This window comes from Paenibacillus sp. FSL M7-1455, from assembly GCF_038004655.1.
Classification (GTDB): domain Bacteria; phylum Bacillota; class Bacilli; order Paenibacillales; family Paenibacillaceae; genus Paenibacillus_AQ; species Paenibacillus_AQ cookii.
This window is the reverse complement of sequence record NZ_JBBORO010000001.1, coordinates 1,267,374-1,287,535: the sequence shown is the minus strand read 5'-3', so window position 1 is coordinate 1,287,535 and position 20,162 is coordinate 1,267,374. Positions and strand designations below refer to the sequence as shown.

The 20,162-nt window shown below is 51.6% G+C and carries 19 protein-coding genes; 8 read left to right on the top strand and 11 right to left on the bottom strand.

All coding sequences use genetic code 11. The annotated features are described in order from the left end of the window. Window positions 1-9 precede the first annotated feature (9 nt). On the bottom strand, window positions 10-2,082 hold the full coding sequence (locus tag NYE48_RS06075; RefSeq protein WP_246536801.1) for a putative bifunctional diguanylate cyclase/phosphodiesterase: 2,073 nt from the start codon (window positions 2,080-2,082) through the stop codon (window positions 10-12). Window positions 2,083-2,317: 235 nt separating this feature from the next. Between NYE48_RS06075 and NYE48_RS06070 the strand changes: the two genes are divergently transcribed. Together NYE48_RS06070 and NYE48_RS06065 are read left to right on the top strand one after the other, a co-directional pair. Then, complete coding sequence (locus NYE48_RS06070) at window positions 2,318-2,641, top strand: YbjQ family protein (RefSeq protein ID WP_340997496.1); 324 nt, start codon at window positions 2,318-2,320, stop codon at window positions 2,639-2,641. 11 nt (window positions 2,642-2,652) lie between these two features. Next, window positions 2,653-2,904, top strand: coding sequence for a hypothetical protein (locus NYE48_RS06065; protein WP_036708513.1), 252 nt, complete (start codon window positions 2,653-2,655; stop codon window positions 2,902-2,904). Between the two features lie 85 nt (window positions 2,905-2,989). Here the strand turns inward: NYE48_RS06065 and NYE48_RS06060 are convergent, their stop codons facing one another. Both NYE48_RS06060 and NYE48_RS06055 read right to left on the bottom strand, forming a co-directional pair. Next, the gene (locus NYE48_RS06060; RefSeq protein ID WP_036708511.1) at window positions 2,990-3,949 is read right to left on the bottom strand and encodes an aldolase catalytic domain-containing protein; all 960 of its coding nucleotides are present in this window, start codon (window positions 3,947-3,949) and stop codon (window positions 2,990-2,992) included. Window positions 3,950-4,169: 220 nt separating this feature from the next. Further along, window positions 4,170-5,717: a leucyl aminopeptidase gene (locus NYE48_RS06055; RefSeq protein WP_340997495.1), complete on the bottom strand. Its 1,548-nt coding sequence runs from the start codon at window positions 5,715-5,717 to the stop codon at window positions 4,170-4,172. Between the two features lie 221 nt (window positions 5,718-5,938). Between NYE48_RS06055 and nfi the strand changes: the two genes are divergently transcribed. Together nfi and NYE48_RS06045 are read left to right on the top strand one after the other, a co-directional pair. Then, on the top strand, window positions 5,939-6,613 hold the full coding sequence (gene nfi, locus NYE48_RS06050) for a deoxyribonuclease V (RefSeq protein ID WP_212949111.1): 675 nt from the start codon (window positions 5,939-5,941) through the stop codon (window positions 6,611-6,613). 81 nt (window positions 6,614-6,694) lie between these two features. Continuing rightward, window positions 6,695-7,543, top strand: coding sequence for an MBL fold metallo-hydrolase (locus NYE48_RS06045; protein WP_340997493.1), 849 nt, complete (start codon window positions 6,695-6,697; stop codon window positions 7,541-7,543). 164 nt (window positions 7,544-7,707) lie between these two features. Here the strand turns inward: NYE48_RS06045 and NYE48_RS06040 are convergent, their stop codons facing one another. From NYE48_RS06040 to leuB, 4 genes are all read right to left on the bottom strand, one after another. Further along, a complete protein-coding gene (locus NYE48_RS06040) occupies window positions 7,708-8,820 on the bottom strand; it encodes an ATP-binding protein (RefSeq protein ID WP_036708508.1) in 1,113 nt (370 codons plus the stop codon). Between the two features lie 387 nt (window positions 8,821-9,207). Next, window positions 9,208-9,615, bottom strand: coding sequence for a hypothetical protein (locus NYE48_RS06035; RefSeq protein WP_036708505.1), 408 nt, complete (start codon window positions 9,613-9,615; stop codon window positions 9,208-9,210). Window positions 9,616-9,896: 281 nt separating this feature from the next. Beyond that, window positions 9,897-10,442: a peroxiredoxin gene (locus NYE48_RS06030; protein ID WP_036708501.1), complete on the bottom strand. Its 546-nt coding sequence runs from the start codon at window positions 10,440-10,442 to the stop codon at window positions 9,897-9,899. A 369-nt stretch (window positions 10,443-10,811) separates the two neighbouring features. After that, window positions 10,812-11,891: a 3-isopropylmalate dehydrogenase gene (gene leuB / locus NYE48_RS06025; RefSeq protein WP_160042407.1), complete on the bottom strand. Its 1,080-nt coding sequence runs from the start codon at window positions 11,889-11,891 to the stop codon at window positions 10,812-10,814. Between the two features lie 245 nt (window positions 11,892-12,136). Here leuB and NYE48_RS06020 point away from each other — a divergent pair, with 245 nt between their 5' ends. The 3 genes from NYE48_RS06020 (at window position 12,137) to NYE48_RS06010 (ending at window position 14,810) form a co-directional block, all read left to right on the top strand. Continuing rightward, window positions 12,137-13,117: an aldo/keto reductase gene (locus NYE48_RS06020; RefSeq protein WP_340997489.1), complete on the top strand. Its 981-nt coding sequence runs from the start codon at window positions 12,137-12,139 to the stop codon at window positions 13,115-13,117. Between the two features lie 128 nt (window positions 13,118-13,245). Then, entirely contained in the window at window positions 13,246-13,935 is a 690-nt protein-coding gene (locus NYE48_RS06015; protein WP_340997487.1) for a helix-turn-helix domain-containing protein, read from the top strand. A 20-nt stretch (window positions 13,936-13,955) separates the two neighbouring features. After that, window positions 13,956-14,810 carry an IS3 family transposase gene (locus NYE48_RS06010; RefSeq protein ID WP_081872853.1) on the top strand — a complete coding sequence of 285 codons (855 nt, stop codon included), beginning with the start codon at window positions 13,956-13,958 and terminating at the stop codon, window positions 14,808-14,810. Window positions 14,811-14,978: 168 nt separating this feature from the next. Here NYE48_RS06010 and ilvC read toward each other — a convergent pair whose 3' ends face one another. The 3 genes from ilvC to ilvB form a co-directional block, all read right to left on the bottom strand. Further along, window positions 14,979-15,971, bottom strand: coding sequence for a ketol-acid reductoisomerase (gene ilvC, locus NYE48_RS06005; RefSeq protein ID WP_340997483.1), 993 nt, complete (start codon window positions 15,969-15,971; stop codon window positions 14,979-14,981). A 145-nt stretch (window positions 15,972-16,116) separates the two neighbouring features. Next, window positions 16,117-16,602 (bottom strand): acetolactate synthase small subunit, encoded by a 486-nt coding sequence (ilvN, locus tag NYE48_RS06000; RefSeq protein ID WP_036708494.1) that lies wholly within the window; start codon window positions 16,600-16,602, stop codon window positions 16,117-16,119. Between the two features lie 2 nt (window positions 16,603-16,604). Continuing rightward, window positions 16,605-18,350 (bottom strand): biosynthetic-type acetolactate synthase large subunit, encoded by a 1,746-nt coding sequence (ilvB, locus tag NYE48_RS05995; protein ID WP_036708491.1) that lies wholly within the window; start codon window positions 18,348-18,350, stop codon window positions 16,605-16,607. Between the two features lie 792 nt (window positions 18,351-19,142). Here ilvB and NYE48_RS05990 point away from each other — a divergent pair. Then, window positions 19,143-19,589 (top strand): GNAT family N-acetyltransferase, encoded by a 447-nt coding sequence (locus tag NYE48_RS05990; RefSeq protein WP_306433227.1) that lies wholly within the window; start codon window positions 19,143-19,145, stop codon window positions 19,587-19,589. 87 nt (window positions 19,590-19,676) lie between these two features. On the opposite strand, the gene NYE48_RS05985 is transcribed toward NYE48_RS05990, so the two are convergent. After that, the gene (locus NYE48_RS05985) at window positions 19,677-20,006 is read right to left on the bottom strand and encodes a hypothetical protein (protein ID WP_212949117.1); all 330 of its coding nucleotides are present in this window, start codon (window positions 20,004-20,006) and stop codon (window positions 19,677-19,679) included. Window positions 20,007-20,162: the final 156 nt, after the last annotated feature.

Genomic DNA, 20,162 nt, shown 5'->3' with positions numbered 1-20,162 from the left:
ATGTATGTGCTAATGAAGCAAAAACGTCTTCTCGAAATCCGCCGGCGGCACCGGCTTGCTGAAGTAGTACCCCTGCCCTTCGTGGCAGCGCTGCTCTCTTAGGAAATGAAGCTGTTCCTCGTTCTCCACGCCTTCGGCCGTCACTTTCAGCTGCAAATGATGGGCCATGGAGGTAATGGTGGACACGATCGCCGCGTCGTTATGATCGCTCATCACCTCGTTGACAAAAGAACGGTCGATTTTCAGCCGGTCGATCGGCATGCTTTTTAAATAATGCAAGGAGCTGTAGCCCGTCCCGAAATCGTCGATGCTGATGAACACGCCGAGCTCCTTCAGCCTCCGCAGCTGTTCAAAAGCCGTCTCTTTATCAAAGGTCATGCTTTCCGTAATTTCCAGCTCGACGTATTTGGGTTCCAGGCCGATTTCCTGCAAAATCTGTCCGATCCGATCCGCCAGATGCGGCTGAAGGAATTGGCGCATGGACAGGTTGATCGACACGCAAATCGGCTTGTAGCCCGCATCCTGCCACGTTTTGTTTTGTTTGCAGGCGGTCCGGAGAACCCACTCGCCAAGTTGAACGATCAGGCCGCTTTCTTCGGCCAGCGGAATGAATTCCTGCGGCGAAACGTTGCCGCGTTTCGGATGCCTCCACCGCAGCAAAGCCTCCATGCCGACGATCTCGCAGTTTTCCAAGGAGACGAGCGGCTGGTACTCGAGGTAAAACTCGCGGCGTTCCAGCGCCTTGCGCAAATCGTTTTCAAGCTTCAATCTTTCCTTCGCCTTCCGCTGCATGGACGGCACGAAATGCCGTACATCGATCCCGTAATCCTTCGCGTGGTGCACCGCCGTGTCCGCGTTCTGAATCAGCTGCTCCGCCGTATCCCCGTCCTCCGGATATAAGGCCAATCCCGCGCATAACGTAATATGATAATCGCCGTCATCGATCGTCAGCGGCTCCTCAAACAGCTGCATCAAACCTCGGATTCGCTTGATTGCGGATTCCACGTCGCCAAGCTCCGGCATGATCAACGCAAACTCGTCTCCGCCCATGCTGAATACCTCCTCCTTCGGAAGGGTATTCCGCTTCAAACGGTCGCCCACCTGCTGCAGCAGCCGGTCACCCGCCTGGTGCCCCAGCGAATCGTTGATGTTTTTGAAACGGTTAATGTTAAACACGACGACTCCGGTCGTACCGTTGTCCCTGGCCTTCATCACCTTGTCCAGACGTTCGGTTAACCTCCGCTTGTTCGGGAGCCCCGTCAGATCGTCATGAAAAGCCAAATAATTCATTTTGGCTTCCATTCGCTGCTGTTCGCGGAAAGGGTCTTCGATCGTCAGCCGGTATACGCCTTTTAGCATCAGGTAATAAGACACCGCGCCCCCCAAGCTTCCCAGCAAATAGTTGATTTCGTACATGCTGCCTGCGGACAAAATCATCCCTTGGCCGATCGCGGTGTAAATCAGCGCCCGGATGATGATCAGCAGCGAAGGGGCCCGCTCTTTTCTGCCTCGGTAAACGATTGAAGCGATGCCGCCCAGCGCCGTCAGCGCGGTAAAAAACACGGCGTACTTGACCGCCGGGCCCATTCCCCCGTCGACGAGCAGCGGCGGCAGCATGCGGCCCCACGCGATGAACGCCGCCGCCGCGGCGGCCGTAGCGACCATGGTGACGGTAAGCACGAAGCTTTTATGAGCGACGTTGACCATAAAATCTTTTAACGAATAAATGCAAAATATGCCTGCCGTGAGCAGCAGCCTGGAAATCAAAGACAACCAAAGGGCGTCGTTGTCGTTCATGGCGGAGCCGATCAGCGGCATGCCCATCAGGCTCAGCATTTGCAGCAGGTCCAGCACGGCCACGCATAAGAATAAAGCCGCCGTATACAGCCGGTACCGCGACAATTTATGGGAGAACAAAAGCCATCCCTGCGAAAAGATGGCAAAGCTTGCGGCTGTGCAGCAGCTGCCCAGCAAAATATATGCCGTTTGAAATACGCGGGGATCCAATCCCGGCAGCGGATACAACGATTCCGCAAGCAGGACGGCGGCAAACATCAATATTCCCCACAGGGCCGTTTTCACCGTTCTTATTTCCTCAACTCTTCTTGGACGCATAAAGCCATCTGACCCCCGGGTAATAAAGATATGAAGATGGATTCGTGTTAAATAATTCCACGTATCTGACCTTATTCCTGCTGATACCAGATAATATTTTACGCGCTTTGGCAATCTTCGACAGAAAATGCGGTCTTCGGTCTGAATCTTTTTTGCGTTTTATCCGTAATATGAATTATAACGATGAAGGAGTGAATGCGAAATGATCATTACGACTACGGAAAATATACATAACCATGAAGTCATCGAAGTGCTTGGAACGACGTTTGGCGTGGTGGTGCGGGCGCGGGGAATCGGCGGCGATATTATGGCTTCCCTGAAAGGGCTAGTCGGCGGCGAAGTCAAGCAATATACGCAAATGATTGAAGACGCGCGCCTTCAGGCGATCGACCGGCTGGTGCAAAATGCCCATGCCATGGGCGGCAACGCCATTATCATGATGCGTTTCGACAGCGGTGACATCGGCAACAACATGAGCGAAATCGTCGCCTACGGCACCGTCGTAAAAACAAGGCCGATCGGTTAGCCGGGATCCATATGGGTGCGATCGTGGCCGTCGTCATGATTTACGGATTGCAAATCGTCGTCTTTCTTGTCCTGCTTTGGCTCAGTTGGCGCTTCTTCGACCGCCGTTACCGCAGAAAAAACGAACAGTCCAGCCGGAGCGACCTTCTCAGCGGCAAATTTACGCCGACCTCCGAAATATTCGTGGACCCGCGGGACGGAATCAAATATCAGGTGTATTACAATCACGAAACGGGCGAACGGGAATACGTTCCGATCAGATAGCCCGCCCTACGCGAAAACTCTCGTTCCTCAATCAAAAAAGCTTGGCCGCAGCGGATGCGGTCAAGCTTTTTATCGTATTCCGGCTTTATTTGCTATCAAAATTGACTTCGGGCGTCGTCAACTTATCGTAGAACTCCACGTATTTGTCCTTGTCTTTCGAAGCGCGCTGCGCCATGGCGGATCGCGGATGCTCGTCGAGCGTGCCCGTGATCATGTACGGGATCAGATAGCCCCACTCCTCTTTTTCGCGCAGAGGGATCATGTAGCGTTCGATAATATCCAGGACCGGACGAAGATTATAATGCGTGTTTTTCAAATGCGTCACGAGCAGCTCCGTCGGGCAGTTGCCCGCCGCGCGTCCCATGCCGTACACGGATGCATCAAGCAGTTCAACGCCCAGCTCGGCGGCAATCAGCGTATTGGAGAACGCCAGCTGCATGTTGTTGTGCGTGTGCACGCCGAGACGTTTGTTCGGCAGGTTCGTTTTAAACTTTTCCACCAAATATTTGACGTCCTTATGATCCAGGCTGCCGTAGGAATCGACGATGTACACCACGTCCACCGCGCTGTCCTTGATCATCTCAAAAGCTTCAGCCAGCTCGTTTTCCATGACGTTGGACAATGCCATGATATTTAACGTCGTTTCGTATCCGCGGTCATGGAAAGTTTGGATGAGATCGAGCGCTTTATCCACGTCCTTGATGTAGCAGGCGACGCGGATCAGGTCGAGCATGCTTTCGGAGCGCGGAAGAATGTCGTCCACGTCCACCCGCCCGATATCCACCAGCGCGGATAATTTCGTTTTTCCTTTTTGGGGAATGACCTCGCGCAGGAAATCATCGTTCAAAAAACGCCATGGGCCCGCCTGATCGGCGCCCTTCAGCAGTTTGGGGGAGTTTTTATAGCCGATTTCCATATAATCAACGCCCGCCTCATTCAGCCCGGCGTACAGATTTTGCACAAATTCAACGCTAAAATCCCAATTATTCACCAGTCCACCGTCACGAATCGTACAATCCACAATTTTGCAAGGGTTCGTCTTCAACCAAAACTTCTCCTTCCGGCGTAAAATTTATTATTTCATCATACTTGAACGGCAGCCGAAAAGTAAAGATGAATATGACATTTTCTCATTAAAGCGTGGACGCTTTTACGCAAAATACCAAAAATACGGGCTACTCACCTGCAATCCGTTGCGAATCGCAATAAAAAAGCAGCCGCGGAAGCCGTGCGGACGACTCCGAAAGCTGCTTTTGCCTTCATGGTTATTTTTCTTTGGCCTCCTGCGCCAATATCCATTCGGTCATGCTACGAACCATCGCCCCCGTCGCCCCTTTCGGGTTCACGCCCCGCTCTTTGGCGAGAAAAGCCGTTCCGGCGATGTCCAAATGGATCCAAGGCAGCCCCTCGGCAAAAGTCCCGACGAACAGTCCGGCCGTAATCGCCGCGCCCCTGGAGCCCGTGCTGTTTTTGATGTCGGCCACGTCGCTTTTCAGCATATCCCAAAATTCCTTGTACGCAGGCAGCGGCCATACCTTTTCTCCGGCACGTTTGGAAGCGAGGATGAACTCCTCGAGCATCGTGTCGTCATTGGCGACGGCTCCGGTCGCCACGTCCCCCAAAGCGGTCAACACGGCCCCCGTGAGCGTGGCGACATCGATGAGTTTCGAAGCCCCCAACTCCCGTGCGTAAGCCATCCCGTCCGCCAGCACGACGCGGCCTTCCGCATCGGTGTTTAAAACTTCGATCGTCCGGCCGCTGTAGCTCCGGATGACGTCCCCCGGTTTAAAGGCGCCTCCGCCCGGCATATTTTCGGCTGCGGGAATCACCATCACGACGTTGACCGCGGGCCTTAACGTCCCGAGCGCGTTCATGACGCCCAGAACCGCGGCCGCCCCGCCCATATCGCTGATCATTTCCTCCATCCCGGCCCGCCTTTTCAGCGAAATGCCGCCGGTATCAAACGTGATGCCTTTGCCCACCAGCCCGATCACGTCGTCCCATTTGTCCCTGCCCTGGTACCTGATCATAATGAGCCGCGGCGGATGCACGCTGCCCTGCCCGACGGCAAGCAGTCCGCCCATCCCCAGCTCCGCCAGCTGCCGTTCGTCCAGGACGGCAGACTCGAAGCCGTGTTTGGCGGCAACGTTTAACGCGGCTTCAGCCAACCCCTCCGGCACGAGCATATTCCCGGGCAGATTGGTCAAATCCCTGGCGAGGCAAGTCGATTCGGCATAAGCCACCCCCCGCCGGATGCCCTGCTCCCATTCCGCCTTTTCAGCCGCCGAAACCGATCCTTTGCGCAAAAATAAAAGCTGCTCGATTCCGGTATAAGCAGAGGCGTTTTGCTTATATTGCCGCTGGCGATACGCGCCGAGAATCATCCCCTCGGTCAGCGCCTGAGCCGCGGCCGCGGCGTTTTGCTCCGCCGTAAAAGCGACCAGAGGCGCGCTCAACTCCCAGGCCAGCGTTTTGACCCTCATTTTTAATGCCGCCTTTGCCGCTTGGGCCGCCGCCACCCTTAACTCCTCCGACGTCAGCGGCCGCTCGCCGGCTCCGACGAAAATGACCGTCCGGGATTCTCCCCGGCCCTGCAGCGGCACGGCATAGGTCTGAAAGGGCGCTCCCTGGAACAAATGCCGTTCCATCAGCGGCAGCAGCAGCGAGTTCCATGCCTGACGCATGCTGCCGTCCTGGGCGCCTTGCGGCGAAACCAATACGATAAACGCGTCCACATCCGCCCTTGCCGCATCCGTCTCCCCGATCCACTCAATCGAAACCTGCATGGTTTCGGAACAGGAATATCCATCCATCTGTCATCTTCCTTTGTCATGAAGTTTTCGGACGATAATCATATATATTATTCCACGTTTGTCCAAAGAAACTCGGAAGACGGGCCGTTTTCCAATCATGGCGGGAATCCATCGCGGTTTACAAAAACGGTCCCATGCGGATACAATGATTCCACACCTGTATACAAATGATTTCCAAGTTGGTTTTATTATTTTTCATGCAAACAAATGGAGGCAAGTTTATGGAACTACGGATGCGGCACTCATGGCAATTGGACGAATCCGAAGCCGCTGCGCTGCAGCGGGATCTGGCGCAAAAAGTGATTCAGGAAGACTCTTTTTCATCGGTTGAATATGTCGCCGGGGTGGACGTCGCCTACAGCAAGCATAGCGGCAATCTTGTCGCGGCCGTGGTGATTTTGGATGCAGGCTCGCTCGAGCTCGTCGAATCGGCCACCGTCGAGGACACCGCCGCTTTTCCTTATATCCCGGGCTTGTTTTCATTTCGGGAGCTTCCCCCGGTCATCAAAGCGTTTGAGAAAATAAAGATGACGCCCCAGCTGGTCGTCTGCGATGGCCAAGGCGTCGCCCATCCGAGACGGTTTGGATTAGCCAGCCATTTGGGCGTCCTTTTGGAACTCCCTACGATCGGATGCGGCAAAACGAGACTTATTGGCGAGTATGCGGAACCGGATTTGAAACGGGGATCCTATTCTTCCTTAGTGGATCATGGCGAGGAAATCGGAAGCGTGCTGAGGACCCAGGAAGGGGTTAAACCTATTTTCGTGTCCGTCGGGCATCGCATATCGCTCGCATCCGCCCGCGAGTGGATTTTAAAGCTTTCTCCCCGCTACCGTCTGCCGGAAACGACCCGCCGGGCGGATCACCTGGTTAAGACGGTTTTGGGGAGAGATTAAAATCTGAATTCTTCATATAAAGGGAATTGCATCGGTTCCCCAAAGGATGATAAGTTTGATGTGTGGAAAGGAGAGATGGACATGAGCCCGTCGCTGCAATCACCAAAAGGCCAGCTGCTGATCCAGGAAATCGAAAAAACCGTCGTGCCTTACGGCATGGTCGCGGTTTGGCCGCTTGGACAAGCCAGTTTTATCCTCAAAGGCGGAACAACCGTCATTTATATCGATCCGTATGTCACCCATAACCCGGACCGCATTTATCCGGCTCCGATCGACCCGGAACATATTACGAATGCCGACTACTGCCTGATTACGCATGAGCACATGGATCATTTGGATCTGGACGCGATTGCCGCCATGGTGCGAACCGGCAGGGACACCGTTTTTATGGCTCCGGCATGCTGCTGGGAGGACATGAAAAAGCAAGGCGTGCCTCGCGAGCGCTTCCTCATCGCGGATACCGAAAAAGAATTCGGCGATGAAACGATCATCCAGCCGATCCCGGCTGCGCACGAAGAACTGGAAACGGACGAGCAAGGTTATCACCGTTACGTCGGTTACCTCATCAAGCTGAATGGCGTTACGGTCTACCATGCCGGGGATACGGTGGTCTACGAAGGCCTGGCGGACCGGCTGCGCAAGGAATCCATCGACCTCGGGCTGCTGCCGATCAATGGCCGGGACGCTTTCCGGAACAGCCGCGGCATTGTCGGCAACATGGACTACCGGGAAGCGGCCGAGCTGGCGAAAACGGCCGGCATCGGGATGACGATCCCCATGCATTACGACATTTTTGCAGGGAATGCGGAGCGTCCGGGATATTTCGTGGATTATGTATACGACCATTTTCCCGAGATGCGCATCCACGTGATCGCCCGGGGCGAGAGGTTTATCCATGTTACGGAGGCGGCCCTCCAAGCCTTGAAATAGCATCGAACCGCTTTAAGTCAAGCTGCTCCCGTCTTCTTAGGAAGGCGGGCCTTATTCTTATTTTCCGTGCAGCAGCCGGCCGGCAGAATTACATGTTCGCCCGAAAAAAAGCCCGTTCCCTCAACCGTCTTGCGTGAAGGACCAGGCTTATTTGGGCATACCGGTTATACCACTTCCACGATCGGCAGCGAAATGACGAATTCCGTGCCTTGGCCGACGGTGCTGTTGACGGCGATATAACCTTTATGGTTTTTGATGATCCGGTAACTGACGGACAAGCCGAGGCCCGTCCCGCTTTCCTTGGTCGTAAAAAATGGATCGAAAAGATGGGAAAGCGTGTTATGGTCCATCCCCTTGCCGTTATCGGATATGCAAATATGTACGTTTTTATTGTCCCGGTTCGTTTGGATTTCAATAAGCCCTCCGTTTTCGCCGCTTAAATGTTCGATGGCGTCCATCGCATTTTTGACGATGTTCAAAATCACCTGTTTAATCTGCTTGACGTCTACCGAGATGTGCAGCGGCTGCTTGTCCTCGTGCAGGATGACCTGGCAGCCTTTCATCAGCGCTTCGCTTTCGGTCAGCAGCACGACCTCCTTCAGCAGCGAGGAGACCGGAATAACGGTGGTTTGCGGAGCGGACGGCTTGGATGAATTCAGGAACTCGTATATGATATCATTGGCCCGATCGATTTCGGTCAAAATAATGCGGGCGTATTCGTCTTTACCCAGTTTAATGAGATGGGGACGCAAAAGCTGAATGAAGCCGCGAATGGCAGTCAGCGGATTCCGGATTTCATGGGCAATGGAGGCCGAAATTTTGCCCAGCATGGCCAATTTGTCGTTGCGGTAGGCGGTCTGCTCGATCTGTTTGAAATCCGATACGTCCTTGACGCTGAACAAGTAGTCGCCGTCCATTTGGTCGCCGTCGGTTACCGTAAGCAGCCACTGCCGCCCGGACTCGTCCGTCAGCTCGTGGTATTTTTTGCGATGAATCAGGGTTTCGCGATAAATCCGCAAAATTTTCTTTTTCTTGTAGCGGCTCAGCTGCGGATGGCGCAAAATCTGTACGATCGTGCACCCCGTTAATGATTTGCGGGAAACTTCGAGCAGTCTTGCCATTTGGACATTGATAAACGTCAGTACACCCTCGCTGTCAAACAGCATGACGCCGCTGTCGAGATGCTCCAGAATGTTTTCATACTTGTTTTTTACCAGCTGCGTAGATTGAAAAGCCTCAAGGGACTGTAACAGCGTCTCTTGGATATCGCCCAACACGATACTCCCCCTTTCAGAAATGAAGGATGGCCTCCCCCATTTCCTATTCTTCACCTACACGACAAACAAAAAGAAAACGTCGATCGACGTGACTTTCTTAGATGACGGTCCACATTATCAATGTTTCTCCTCGCGATTACAGAAATCCTTCAGCTTCTCAATAAACTTGGTAAATTCTACAATCTAAAATGATAGTTTTATCATAGACAAGGTAAGCCGAAAACTCAATCGGAAAAACTGTCGAAAAATCGAAGATACAGTTAAATTTACCCATTTCGGTACAAAATAAAAGCATCAAATACATGAAGCGCATGTACCGATGCTTTTCTTTATCTATCGAATCAGGCATTTCTGCTTCTGTAATAGACTTTCTGGAGTATCGTGTTTTTATGCCTTATGCTGCAGCCGCAATCTTCGCTGGCTCATCACGGCCAATCGTCTCTTTAATTCGCCCTCCCATTTCTCGTCCTTCATCTGTTTGGCGATGGTCAGCAGGTCCAGTGCCATATCGATCTGGCTTTGTACGATGTCTTTCGGATCCTCCTTTTCGCAGTTGACGACGTTTTCGAAGATGGCCTCATCGTCCTCCACGACGTAATCCTGAAAATCGATCTCCGCCGTCCCGTCTCCATGCGCATATTCAGCTAAAATTTCATATTCGTTTTCGACTTTATAATGAACTTCAACCCGGTGGCACACGGGACAGAACAGCAGGGGAACATTATGGACTTGGGTGCGGTAATGCTTCAACGTTCCCTTCGTTCCAACCATACTCGCTCCGCAGCAATAACTCATGCCAGTTCACCCTCCTCTTGATTCCACCGCATTCCTCATTAATGTATTCGCTTTTATTTATGTCGATTCCTTTTTTTCAGTTCGATGCGGCCGGATAAAAATCCTGCAACCCCAGGCCGGATTTAAGGCAAAAATCGGAATAAAGGCCTAGGCCGCGCCGGATCTCGTGCTTTTGACGCACAGGCGCCGTTTTTCGCCGACAGGTATAAAAAGCCCCCGTTGCCGGCATAAGGTTCATCCTTAGGCTTGGCAAAGGGGGCTTGTCTTATGTTAAAACTGAATTAGACAACAAGGTTTTTGTCGCCTGGTTTCCAGTTCATTGCGCACAGTCCGCCGGATTGCAGAGCTTGCAATACGCGCAATGTTTCTTCAACGCTGCGGCCGATATCGTTGTGGTTCACCACTTGATATTTCAGTTCGCCTTCAGGGTTGATGATGAAGAGGCCGCGCAGCGCTACGCCTTCTTCTTCGATGTATACGCCGTAGTCTTTCGAAACGGATCTTGTGATGTCCGAAGCCAGCGGGAAGTTGATTTTGCCGAGACCGTTAGCGTCCGTTGGCGTGTTGATCCAAGCTTTGTGGCTGTGGATCGAGTCCGTGCTTACGCCGAGGATTTCAGCGTCAAGCGCTCTGAATTGGGAAGCGGCTTCGCTCAGAGCCGTGATTTCCGTTGGGCACACGAAAGTGAAGTCCAAAGGATAGAAGAAAAATACGAGCCATTTGCCGCGGTAGTCGGACAGGCTTACTTTACTGAAATCGGAGCCGTCACCAAGTACGGTTTCCATCGTGAAATCTGGAGCTGGTTTACCTACTAAACGTTCTGCCATGTTTAAAAATCCTCCTTTATGATATCTATAGAACAGCCGGATGGCGAAAGCTCTCCCCTGTTCTATATGAAAGAAAAACATATGTTTTTCTTGTTTCAAAGTATGTGCGATCCCGGCGGAACCTACATTTAAAATGTTATCATCCGCCCATTTCAAAGTCAAGATTATATCGGTTATTTATTTATAATAATTATAATCAGAACAATTCTTTGAACAAAAAGCTTCCTATTATATATGTCTGTATTTGCATCCTATTTTGACGCTTGTTTTAAGTATGTGATTGGGGGCTTTGGGACATACGGCAAACGGGCATCGCCTCTTTGAAGGCGACGCCCGTTTGGTCTGTTTGGAACCGGGTTAAGATTGCAATTATTTTTGCATCGCTGCCACGATCAGATCGCCCATTTCGCGGGTGCCGATCGCTTTGCTCTTGTCTACGGCAATGTCACTCGTACGATGCCCGTCGTTCAGAACCTTGGCTACCGCCGCTTCGATGGCGTCCGCCGCATCGGCGTAACCGAAGGTCAAGCGAAGCATCATCGCCAGGGACAAAATCGTCGCGATCGGGTTGGCCAGATTCTGTCCGGCGATGTCCGGCGCGGAGCCGTGTACCGGCTCGTACAAACCGAACGCGCCCTCGCCCATCGAGGCGGAAGCCAGCATGCCGATGGATCCTGTAAGCATGGCAGCCTCATCGCTCAAAATATCGCCAAACATGTTTTCCGTCACGATGACGTCGAAACTTGCCGGGCGGCGGAGCAGCTGCATCGCGCAGTTGTCGACGAGAACATGTTCCAGCTCGACATCCGGATAATCCGCTGCAACGCGAATCACGACTTCCCTCCACAAACGGGAGGTTTCAAGCACGTTGGCCTTGTCGACGGAAGCGAGCTTTTTGCGGCGCTTTTGGGCGATTTCGAACGCTTGGCGCACGATGCGCTCCACCTCGGCGACGTTGTACACGCAAGTGTCGACCGCTTCTTCCCCGTTTTCGCCTTGACGTCTGAATTTATCTCCGAAATAAATTCCGCCGGTCAATTCGCGAACGACCATCAAATCCGTACCTTCAAGCACTTCCGGTTTCAGTGTCGAAGCATCCTTCAGGCAGTCGAATACAACCGCCGGACGAAGATTGGAGAATAGCCCGAGCGCTTTGCGGATGCCCAGCAATCCTGTTTCCGGACGCAGTTCCTTCGGATTGCTGTCCCATTTCGGTCCGCCCACGGCACCGAGCAGCACCGCATCGGCATTTTTGCACACCGCCAGCGTTTCCTCCGGAAGAGGCGTTCCTTTTTCATCAATCGCGATCCCGCCGAAAAGAGCGTGCTCCGTTTCAAACGAATAACCAAACAGCTCTTCCGTACGTTTTAGCACCTTTTCGGCTTCGGCTACGACCTCCGGTCCAATTCCGTCGCCGCTGATTACGGCAATTTTCTTCACTTCTGGCATGGTTTCCGTCACTCCTTCTGGTTCCTTCACTCACTGATCACATCTTCTATCTACTGTTGTATCACATTCCGCAGACCATTGACCAAGATATAGAATCTATCACCTTAATAGTATTTTCCTATAAGCAACCTTTCGGAAATAACCTACCCGCCCCGCATCGTAAATTCCCACATTCCTATTCCTGCTTTATCCAGTTACAATGGTATCGTATGGACACCAAATTACGCTGAAGGAGTTGAACGATTTTGCAATATACCTATCTCGGCAAATCAGGCCTAAAGGTCAGCCGCTTATGCCTGGGGACGATGAATTTCGGCCCGGCAACGGATGAGAAAGAAGCGTTCCGCATCATGGATGCCGCTCTGGACGCAGGAATCCAGTTTTTTGATACGGCAAATATTTACGGCTGGGGGCAAAACGCCGGACTTACGGAAACGATCATCGGCCGCTGGTTTGCGCAAGGAGGCGGACGCCGCGAAAAGGTCGTCCTCGCGACCAAAGTTCACGGCAACATGCATGATCCCGCCGATGGACCCAACGGCACGGAAGGACTGTCCGCATATAAAATCCGCCGTCACCTCGAAGGCTCGCTGAAACGTCTGCAAACGGATCATATCGAGCTGTACCAAATGCACCACATTGACCGCAACGTATCTTGGGACGAGCTTTGGGGCGCATTCGAGCTGGCCGTGTCCCAGGGGAAAATCGGGTATGTCGGTTCCAGCAACTTCGCGGGCTGGCAAATTGCCGAGGCCCAGGGCAAAGCGCAAAACCGTCACTTCCTCGGTCTTGTCGCCGAGCAGCATAAGTATAATTTGAACTGCCGCCTGCCTGAACTCGAGGTGCTGCCTGCAGCGCAAGCGATGGGACTCGGCGTCATCCCTTGGAGCCCGCTCGATGGCGGCATGCTGGGACGCAACGCGCTGAAAAAGCTGGAGGGCACCCGCAGCGGCAAAAACCCGCAAAAAATCGAAAAGCATCGCGCGCAGCTCGAAGCGTTTGCGATGTTGTGCAGCGAAATCGGCGAGCCGCAGGACAACGTTGCTTTGGCTTGGCTGTTGGCCCATCCGGCCGTAACCGCGCCGATCATCGGGCCGCGCACGCTGGAGCAGCTCGAAAGTTCGCTGCGCGTCATAGAGCTGAAGCTGGACGGAGACGTCATGAAACGCCTCGATGAAATTTTTCCCGGCCCCGGGGGCGAAGCACCGGAAGCGTATGCGTGGTAAGCCGGCTGTGATGAATCTCGCAATCAGCAAAAAAAAAAAAAGCAGTCCGCCCTTTGTGATATGCTCCCATCATAGTAGACAGTAGAAAAAATAAAAACTTCTACTACTGCAATGATGGGAGTATTTCTATGTCTAAAAGAAGTTCAACTTCAACTGAAACGAAACTGCATGCCATACAGCGATGCCTGGAGCACAGGTCAAATCCAAACTATGAAGCGAGACAACTAGGGGTTAGTTCCCACACAGTTAGAGAGTGGATAAGAAAATACAGAGCAGATGGTTTGGATGGATTGGGGGAATCGAGAACATGGAAAACGTATTCAAGGGAATTGAAAATTGCTGCTGTTCAGGATGTGTTATTTGGACATTGCTCCCTTGAAGAGGCGACAAGGAAGCATCGTATTTCCAGCAACAGTGTGTTGCGGAAATGGATTAACAAGTATACTAAGGAGATAGAATTAAAACCTACTCTTAAAGGAAGAGGACTATCTCAAATGAACAAAGGACGTAAAACAACTTACGAGGAACGTATTGAAATTGCGCAATATACAATCGCTAATGGTTTGGATTATCAGAAAGCCATCGAAAAGTACGGTGTATCTTATCAGCAAGTGTATGCCTGGGTTCGGAAGTATCAAGCAGGCAGTGAAGATGCTCTTAAGGACAATCGCGGTCGAAAGAAGCCTGTAGAGGAACTGGATGAGCATGAACGTCTCAAGCTGCGGATCAAGGAATTAGAAGCTCGAAACGAATACCTGGAGATGGAGAATGCCTTCGCAAAAAAGTTGGCGGAGATCAAGCGACGAAATACACGCTAACCCTTGTTCGACAAGTAAACTTGTATCAAGCGATTCAAGAACTGAACAAAGAAAAAGGTTACGCAATTAAGAAGTTGTGTGCGTTAGCAGGGGTTGCTCGATCTGCCTATTACAAGTGGTTAGGTTGGACGCCATCTACCAAGGAACTTGAAATTCAAGTGCTAGCCAAAGAAGTAAAGCTTCGTTATGACAAGCGAAACGGAATACTTGGCTACCGCCAAATGCGTACTCAATTAAACCGAAAGCTCAAAAAGCAGTACAACAAAAAGCGCTATTACCGAATTATGCGTGCGCTTGGCCTCAAAGCAGTCATTCGTAAGAAACGACCAAGCTATATGAAAGCCCCAGAGACCCATGTCGTTGAAAATGTAATGAACCGTAACTTTGAGGCCCAGTCTCCAAATACAAAGTGGTGTACAGATGTGACAGAACTGAAGTATGGAAATGGCCGCAAAGCCTATTTAAGCGCCATTATCGATGTATATGATAACTCCATTGTTTCATGGGTATTAAGCCATTCCAACAACACTAAACTCGTGGTGGATACGCTGAAGCAGGCTTATGAGAAGAATCCCGGTGTAACCCCACTCCTACACAGCGACAGAGGTTTCCAGTACACGTCCCACGAGTATAATCGGCTCCAACTAAAGTATGGATTTATGAAAAGCATGTCTCGTGTGAGCCGATGCTTGGACAACCAACCTATTGAGCGCTTTTGGGGTACTTATAAATCGGAAAGTTATTATCTTACAAAGCATGATACCTATGAAGACGTCCTGAAAGATGTTAGCAATTATATTCGCTATTACAATAACCATCGCTATACAGAACGTTTAGAGGGTCTGTCACCCAACGAATACAGGCGAGTTGCATAAGGAAGATCCCTCAGTTCCGTTAAACAAACTGAGGGATCTAGATAAACTATTTTTGTTTTTTTACACTGTCCACTTGACAGGGAGCACTTCATTGGCGGTCTGCTTTTTTTATAATCGTAAGATGCGTTTTCCCCTTCCGGGAATAAGCTGATATGGGTATAAATTTAATTATTTCTTGATCCAATGCATCATTTCGCGGAGCTGGGAACCGACGATTTCGATCGGATGGTTCGCTTCGTTGCGGCGAGTCGCATTCAGGAATGCGCGGTTGGATTGGTTCTCAAGAATGAAGTCGCGCGCGAATTTGCCTTGCTGGATGTCCGAAAGCACTTCTTTCATCGCTTTTTTCGTTTCGTCGGTCACGATGCGAGGTCCGGTCACGTAATCGCCGTATTCAGCGGTGTTGGAGATGGAATCGCGCATGTTGGCCATGCCGCCTTCATAGATCATGTCGACGATCAACTTCATCTCATGCAAGCATTCGAAGTATGCCATTTCAGGAGCATAACCCGCTTCCACCAGCGTTTCGAAGCCGGCTTTGATCAGGGCGGTTACGCCGCCGCAAAGTACGGCTTGTTCGCCGAACAGATCGGTTTCGGTTTCTTCGCGGAACGAAGTTTCGATAACCCCTGCACGGGTACAGCCGATGCCTTTGGCATAAGCAAGGCCGATTTGCTTGGCTTGTCCGGTAGCGTCTTGTTCGATGGCGATCAGGCCAGGCACGCCGAATCCTTCAACGTACGTGCGGCGAACCATGTGACCTGGAGATTTAGGAGCTACCAGAAGCACGTCAGCGTCTTTAGGAGCCACGATTTGTCCGAAGTGGACGTTAAAGCCGTGGGAGAACATCAAAGCAGCGCCCTTTTTCAGGTTTGGTTCGATATCGTTTTTATAAACCGAGGCTTGCGTTTCGTCCGGCATCAGGATTTGCACGATGTCCGCTTTGCTTGTCGCTTCGGCAACGGAATAGACTTCAAAACCGTCGTTTTTCGCTTTATCGAAGGATTTGCCTTCGCGAAGTCCGATAATGACCTTCACGCCGCTGTCGCGGAGGTTTTGCGCTTGGGCATGGCCTTGGCTTCCGTAACCGATGACGGCAACCGTTTTCCCTTTCAATACGCTAAGTTCTGCATCCTGTTCATAATAAGTCGTAACTGCCATTGTATAAATCCTCCTTTGTATTTAAAGAACCCTTATGAAGAGCGGGTGTTTCAAGAGATCCTGCCGCTAGCTTTCATGCCACGCGCCGATCCCTTCAAACCCCCGCTCTTCGGCGGGCGTTTATGAATATGATGATTTTGAATAATTATACGTTTCCGCGAATCATCGCGGTGACGCCTGTACGGGAAAGCTCGCGGATGCCGTAAGGCTTCAAAAGTTCGATCATCGCGTCGATCTTGGTGGTATCCCCGACCACCTGCACCATCAGGTTATGACTTCCGATATCGACGACCGAAGCCCGGAAGGTTTCGACCACGCCCATGATTTCCGGACGTTCCGAAGGTTCGGCGTTCACCTTGATGAGGGCCAGCTCCCTCGCAACCATCGGATTGGAGCTCAGGTTGATCACTTTGATGACGTCGATCAGCTTGTAAAGCTGCTTTTCGATCTGCTCCAAGGTATGTTCGTCGCCAATCGTTACGATGACCATGCGGGAGAGCCCCGGTTCTTCCGATTGCCCCACCGTGATGCTTTCGATATTGAATCCGCGTCTGCCGAAAAGTCCGGAAACTCTTTGCAATACGCCCGGCTGGTCATTTACTAGAACGGCAATGGTATGTCTCGTACTCATATTTATGCATCTCCCATCAGCATTTGATCAATGGTCGAGCCTTGAGTTACCATCGGATACACGTTTTCACCCTTGCTGACCACAAACTCGACAACGACGGGTCCCGGCGTTTCAAGCGCTTCCGCCCAAGCTTGGCGGGCTTCTTCCTTGTTCGTCGCCCGGAGTCCCTTCACGCCGTATGCTTCAGCCAGTTTGACGAAATCCGGGCTTCCTTCCAGATCGATATGGCTGTAGCGGTTGTCGTATATCAATTCCTGCCACTGGCGAACCATGCCGAGCACCTGGTTGTTGATGATCACGATTTTGACCGGAATGTTGTTGATCGCGCAGATTGCCAGCTCCTGGGAGCACATCTGCATGCCGCCGTCTCCGTTGATCGAGATGACCAGGCGGTCCGGCTGGGCCATTTGGGCGCCGATCGCCGAAGGCAATCCGAAGCCCATCGTTCCGAGGCCGCCGGAGGTGATCATCGAACGCGGCTGGCTGAATTTGTAATATTGGGCCGCCCACATTTGGTGCTGGCCGACGTCGGTCGTCACGATCGCTTCGCCTTTTGTCGTTTCGTTCAGCATTTCGATGACCCACTGCGGTTTCAGCACCGTGTCGGAATCCTGATAGCTGAAAGGCTTCTCCGCTTTGGACTCCCGGATCCACGCTCTCCATTCGTCCGCTTTGTCCGCGCGTTTTACTTCCGAATTGAGCATTTCCAGAACGGTTTTGACGTCGCCGACGATCGGAATGTCCGTTGGAACGTTTTTCCCGATTTCCGCCGGGTCGATGTCGATGTGCACGATTTTGGCGTTCGGAGCGAACCCGTTCAGGTTGCCCGTTACCCGGTCATCGAAACGCGCCCCGATGTTGATCAGCAAATCCGACTTTTGGATCGCCATGTTCGACGTGTACGTTCCGTGCATGCCCGGCATCCCGGTCCAAAGCTCATGGCCGCTCGGGAAAGCGCCGAGTCCCAGAAGGGTCGTCGTGATCGGAATTTCGGTCCGTTTGACGAATTCGTACAGCGCTTCATGGCCTCCGGAGTAAATGACGCCGCCTCCTGCAAGGATCAGCGGACGCTCCGCTTCGGCAATCGCCTGCACCAATTTGTCCAGCTGAAGTTTGTTCGGCACCATCCGCGGGTTGTAACCGCGAAGATTTACCGCGTTACTGCTGGGCTCAAACAAAGTCAGCGCTGCTGAAACATCCTTCGGAATGTCGATCAGGACCGGACCTTTGCGTCCCGTCGAAGCGATGTGGAAGGCTTCGTGGATAATCCGCGGCAGATCCTTGACGTCCCTGACCAGGTAACTGTGCTTCGTGATCGGCATCGTGATGCCGGTAATGTCCGCTTCCTGGAAGGCATCGGTTCCGATCAAGGACGTTGCCACGTTGCCGGTAATGACAACCAGAGGAACGGAATCCATATAAGCGGTGGCAATTCCTGTGACCAGATTCGTCGCCCCCGGTCCGGACGTTGCGATACATACGCCGACCTTGCCGCTGGCCCTTGCATAACCGTCAGCCGCGTGGATCGCTCCCTGCTCATGACGAGTCAGCACATGTTTGAAATCCTCGTATCCATACATCGCATCGTAAATGTAAAGCACTGCCCCGCCTGGATATCCGAAAACACACTCGACGCCTTCAAGCAAAAGGCTGCGAAGCAATATTTCCGAGCCGGTAATGACTTCCGACTTCATCCATTTCTCACGTAATTGTTCTGTAGACCGCACTTCAGGAATTTGCGCGCTCATCAGTCATCCTCCTCCTCAAAATTTACATACATGTGACATGAGTCAATTTCAAAACATCCTCGGCAGTTCAATGGCGACGATCTATAGATTCAAAACGTTGACTGGACTACACATCGTTTCATTGCTGCCTTTTGAACCTTATGAAATTGATTCGCATCTAAGAAAAACGTCTGTTCGACGTACTTTCACGAAAGAAAGGTTATTCGTGCCGGGAGGTTTGCCTTAGGATCTTCGGGCTGCCATTGCTTGGGTGCTCATTTCATTCCGATATCCGAAAAACAAAAAAACCTTCCGCCCTCCACACAGAATTCCATCTGCGTGAGGGACGAAAGGTTGCGCTTCCGTGGTACCACCCATATTTGCCAAACATCTCGCGATGTCAGCCTCACCAGGTAACGGGATCAGGGCCATAACTTAAGCATCACCAGCCGTTCCCATACCTTAAGTCCGTAACGTGGACCCTACGATTCTCCCTAATAGGCTTTAACGCGTTTCAGGAGAACAGCTCCGAGGTGAGCTCGTATAAAAGGGATTTTGGTGGAGGTTGCAGCAATTCCTCACACTCTCTGAGCAAAAGAGCCCTTTAAACTTCGTCCTCTTCATTGCCGTTGCTTTATGTTCGTTAAAATGTTTAGACACATTATATGATCCCACGAACTTAAAAGTCAATACCCATATTTCTAAAAAAATGAAAAATCGCCCCCGGGAAGGAGCGTACACCGGATGTCGGCTTCACTCATATGATGACATAAATTCATCTTCGAAGAAGCCCAGTTTGAAGGGAGGTCAGACATGATGATCCGCTATCGGAGACCGAAACAAGACGATGCGTTCATTATGCGGTTAATCGATTCCCAGCTTGTCCCCATCTCGCATTTGTCGCCGTCCCAGATCGAAACCGTCCGCAAAGAAATCCCAAAAAGACTCAGCCGCGGCATTACCCTAATCGCCTGCCAACGCTATGAGGATGATCCGCTTGGATTCGTCCATTTCATATTGCACGGCAATCTGCTTTACATCGATATGCTGGCCGTCACACCCGAATCGCAGCGCAAAAGATGGGGCAATATGCTGATGGTGCATGCCGAAAAATTTGCGGCGTCACGCGGGTGCACCCGGTCGAAAGTGATGGTCGATGCTGGTAACGCCAGCGGCTTATCTTTTTACCGAAAGCTAGGTTATGTTACGGTGCGTTATCACACACTGAACCAATGCCATGAACTTGAAAAGAAGCTTTGACCGATCTAAGATCCTATCAAACAGAACCCTGCGGTCGTTCAAATCATGTTTGCACTTTTTTTAGTGCACTATTTTCTTATTTCTCTTTTAGAAAAATCCGAACGCTCCAGGATATCCTGCCGGGTAACCTCCCGGATAAGGTCCGTATCCGTATCCCGGAACCCCGTAAGGTCCGTATCCATACCCTCCGCCGTAATATCCTGCATAAGGAGCCGTACCGATGGCCAAAAGATCGAACAATACAAGCGGAATGATCGCCTTTGTTTGCACTTTTTTACCTTTGCTCCGCCCGAGAATCAGACGGTTTCCTGATATCCGAAGAAGCTTGCCTGTAACCAAGTTGCCGTCTTTTTTGACAGCCACTATATGTTGACCGATCAGCTTTTGCGCTTGTTTACGGGTAACAGTCTGCTGCATAAGATCCCTCCTCCAAATGTGTTCAATGGCAGTCTATTCCGCCTGCCCCCCCTCCGCTTGTTCCATAGCCCGGTATACCGTCAAGTTTGGTGCCTATTCCGCCGGAAATTCCGGCGCAAAAAGGCCGCATTCCATTGGAATGCAGCCTTTTGGTTT

Excerpts from the sequence above, each read along its gene's own strand:
- NYE48_RS05990 (WP_306433227.1), top strand. The coding sequence starts at position 19,143 with ATGATGATCCGCTATCGGAGACCGAAACAAGACGATGCGTTCATTATG.
- NYE48_RS06045 (WP_340997493.1), top strand. The coding sequence starts at position 6,695 with ATGAGCCCGTCGCTGCAATCACCAAAAGGCCAGCTGCTGATCCAGGAA.
- NYE48_RS06070 (WP_340997496.1), top strand. The coding sequence starts at position 2,318 with ATGATCATTACGACTACGGAAAATATACATAACCATGAAGTCATCGAA.
- NYE48_RS06065 (WP_036708513.1), top strand. The coding sequence starts at position 2,653 with ATGGGTGCGATCGTGGCCGTCGTCATGATTTACGGATTGCAAATCGTC.
- NYE48_RS06055 (WP_340997495.1), bottom strand. The coding sequence starts at position 5,717 with ATGGATGGATATTCCTGTTCCGAAACCATGCAGGTTTCGATTGAGTGG.
- ilvB (WP_036708491.1), bottom strand. The coding sequence starts at position 18,350 with ATGAGCGCGCAAATTCCTGAAGTGCGGTCTACAGAACAATTACGTGAG.
- NYE48_RS05985 (WP_212949117.1), bottom strand. The coding sequence starts at position 20,006 with ATGCAGCAGACTGTTACCCGTAAACAAGCGCAAAAGCTGATCGGTCAA.
- NYE48_RS06030 (WP_036708501.1), bottom strand. The coding sequence starts at position 10,442 with ATGGCAGAACGTTTAGTAGGTAAACCAGCTCCAGATTTCACGATGGAA.
- NYE48_RS06035 (WP_036708505.1), bottom strand. The coding sequence starts at position 9,615 with ATGAGTTATTGCTGCGGAGCGAGTATGGTTGGAACGAAGGGAACGTTG.
- nfi (WP_212949111.1), top strand. The coding sequence starts at position 5,939 with ATGGAACTACGGATGCGGCACTCATGGCAATTGGACGAATCCGAAGCC.
- ilvN (WP_036708494.1), bottom strand. The coding sequence starts at position 16,602 with ATGAGTACGAGACATACCATTGCCGTTCTAGTAAATGACCAGCCGGGC.
- NYE48_RS06015 (WP_340997487.1), top strand. The coding sequence starts at position 13,246 with ATGTCTAAAAGAAGTTCAACTTCAACTGAAACGAAACTGCATGCCATA.
- leuB (WP_160042407.1), bottom strand. The coding sequence starts at position 11,891 with ATGCCAGAAGTGAAGAAAATTGCCGTAATCAGCGGCGACGGAATTGGA.
- ilvC (WP_340997483.1), bottom strand. The coding sequence starts at position 15,971 with ATGGCAGTTACGACTTATTATGAACAGGATGCAGAACTTAGCGTATTG.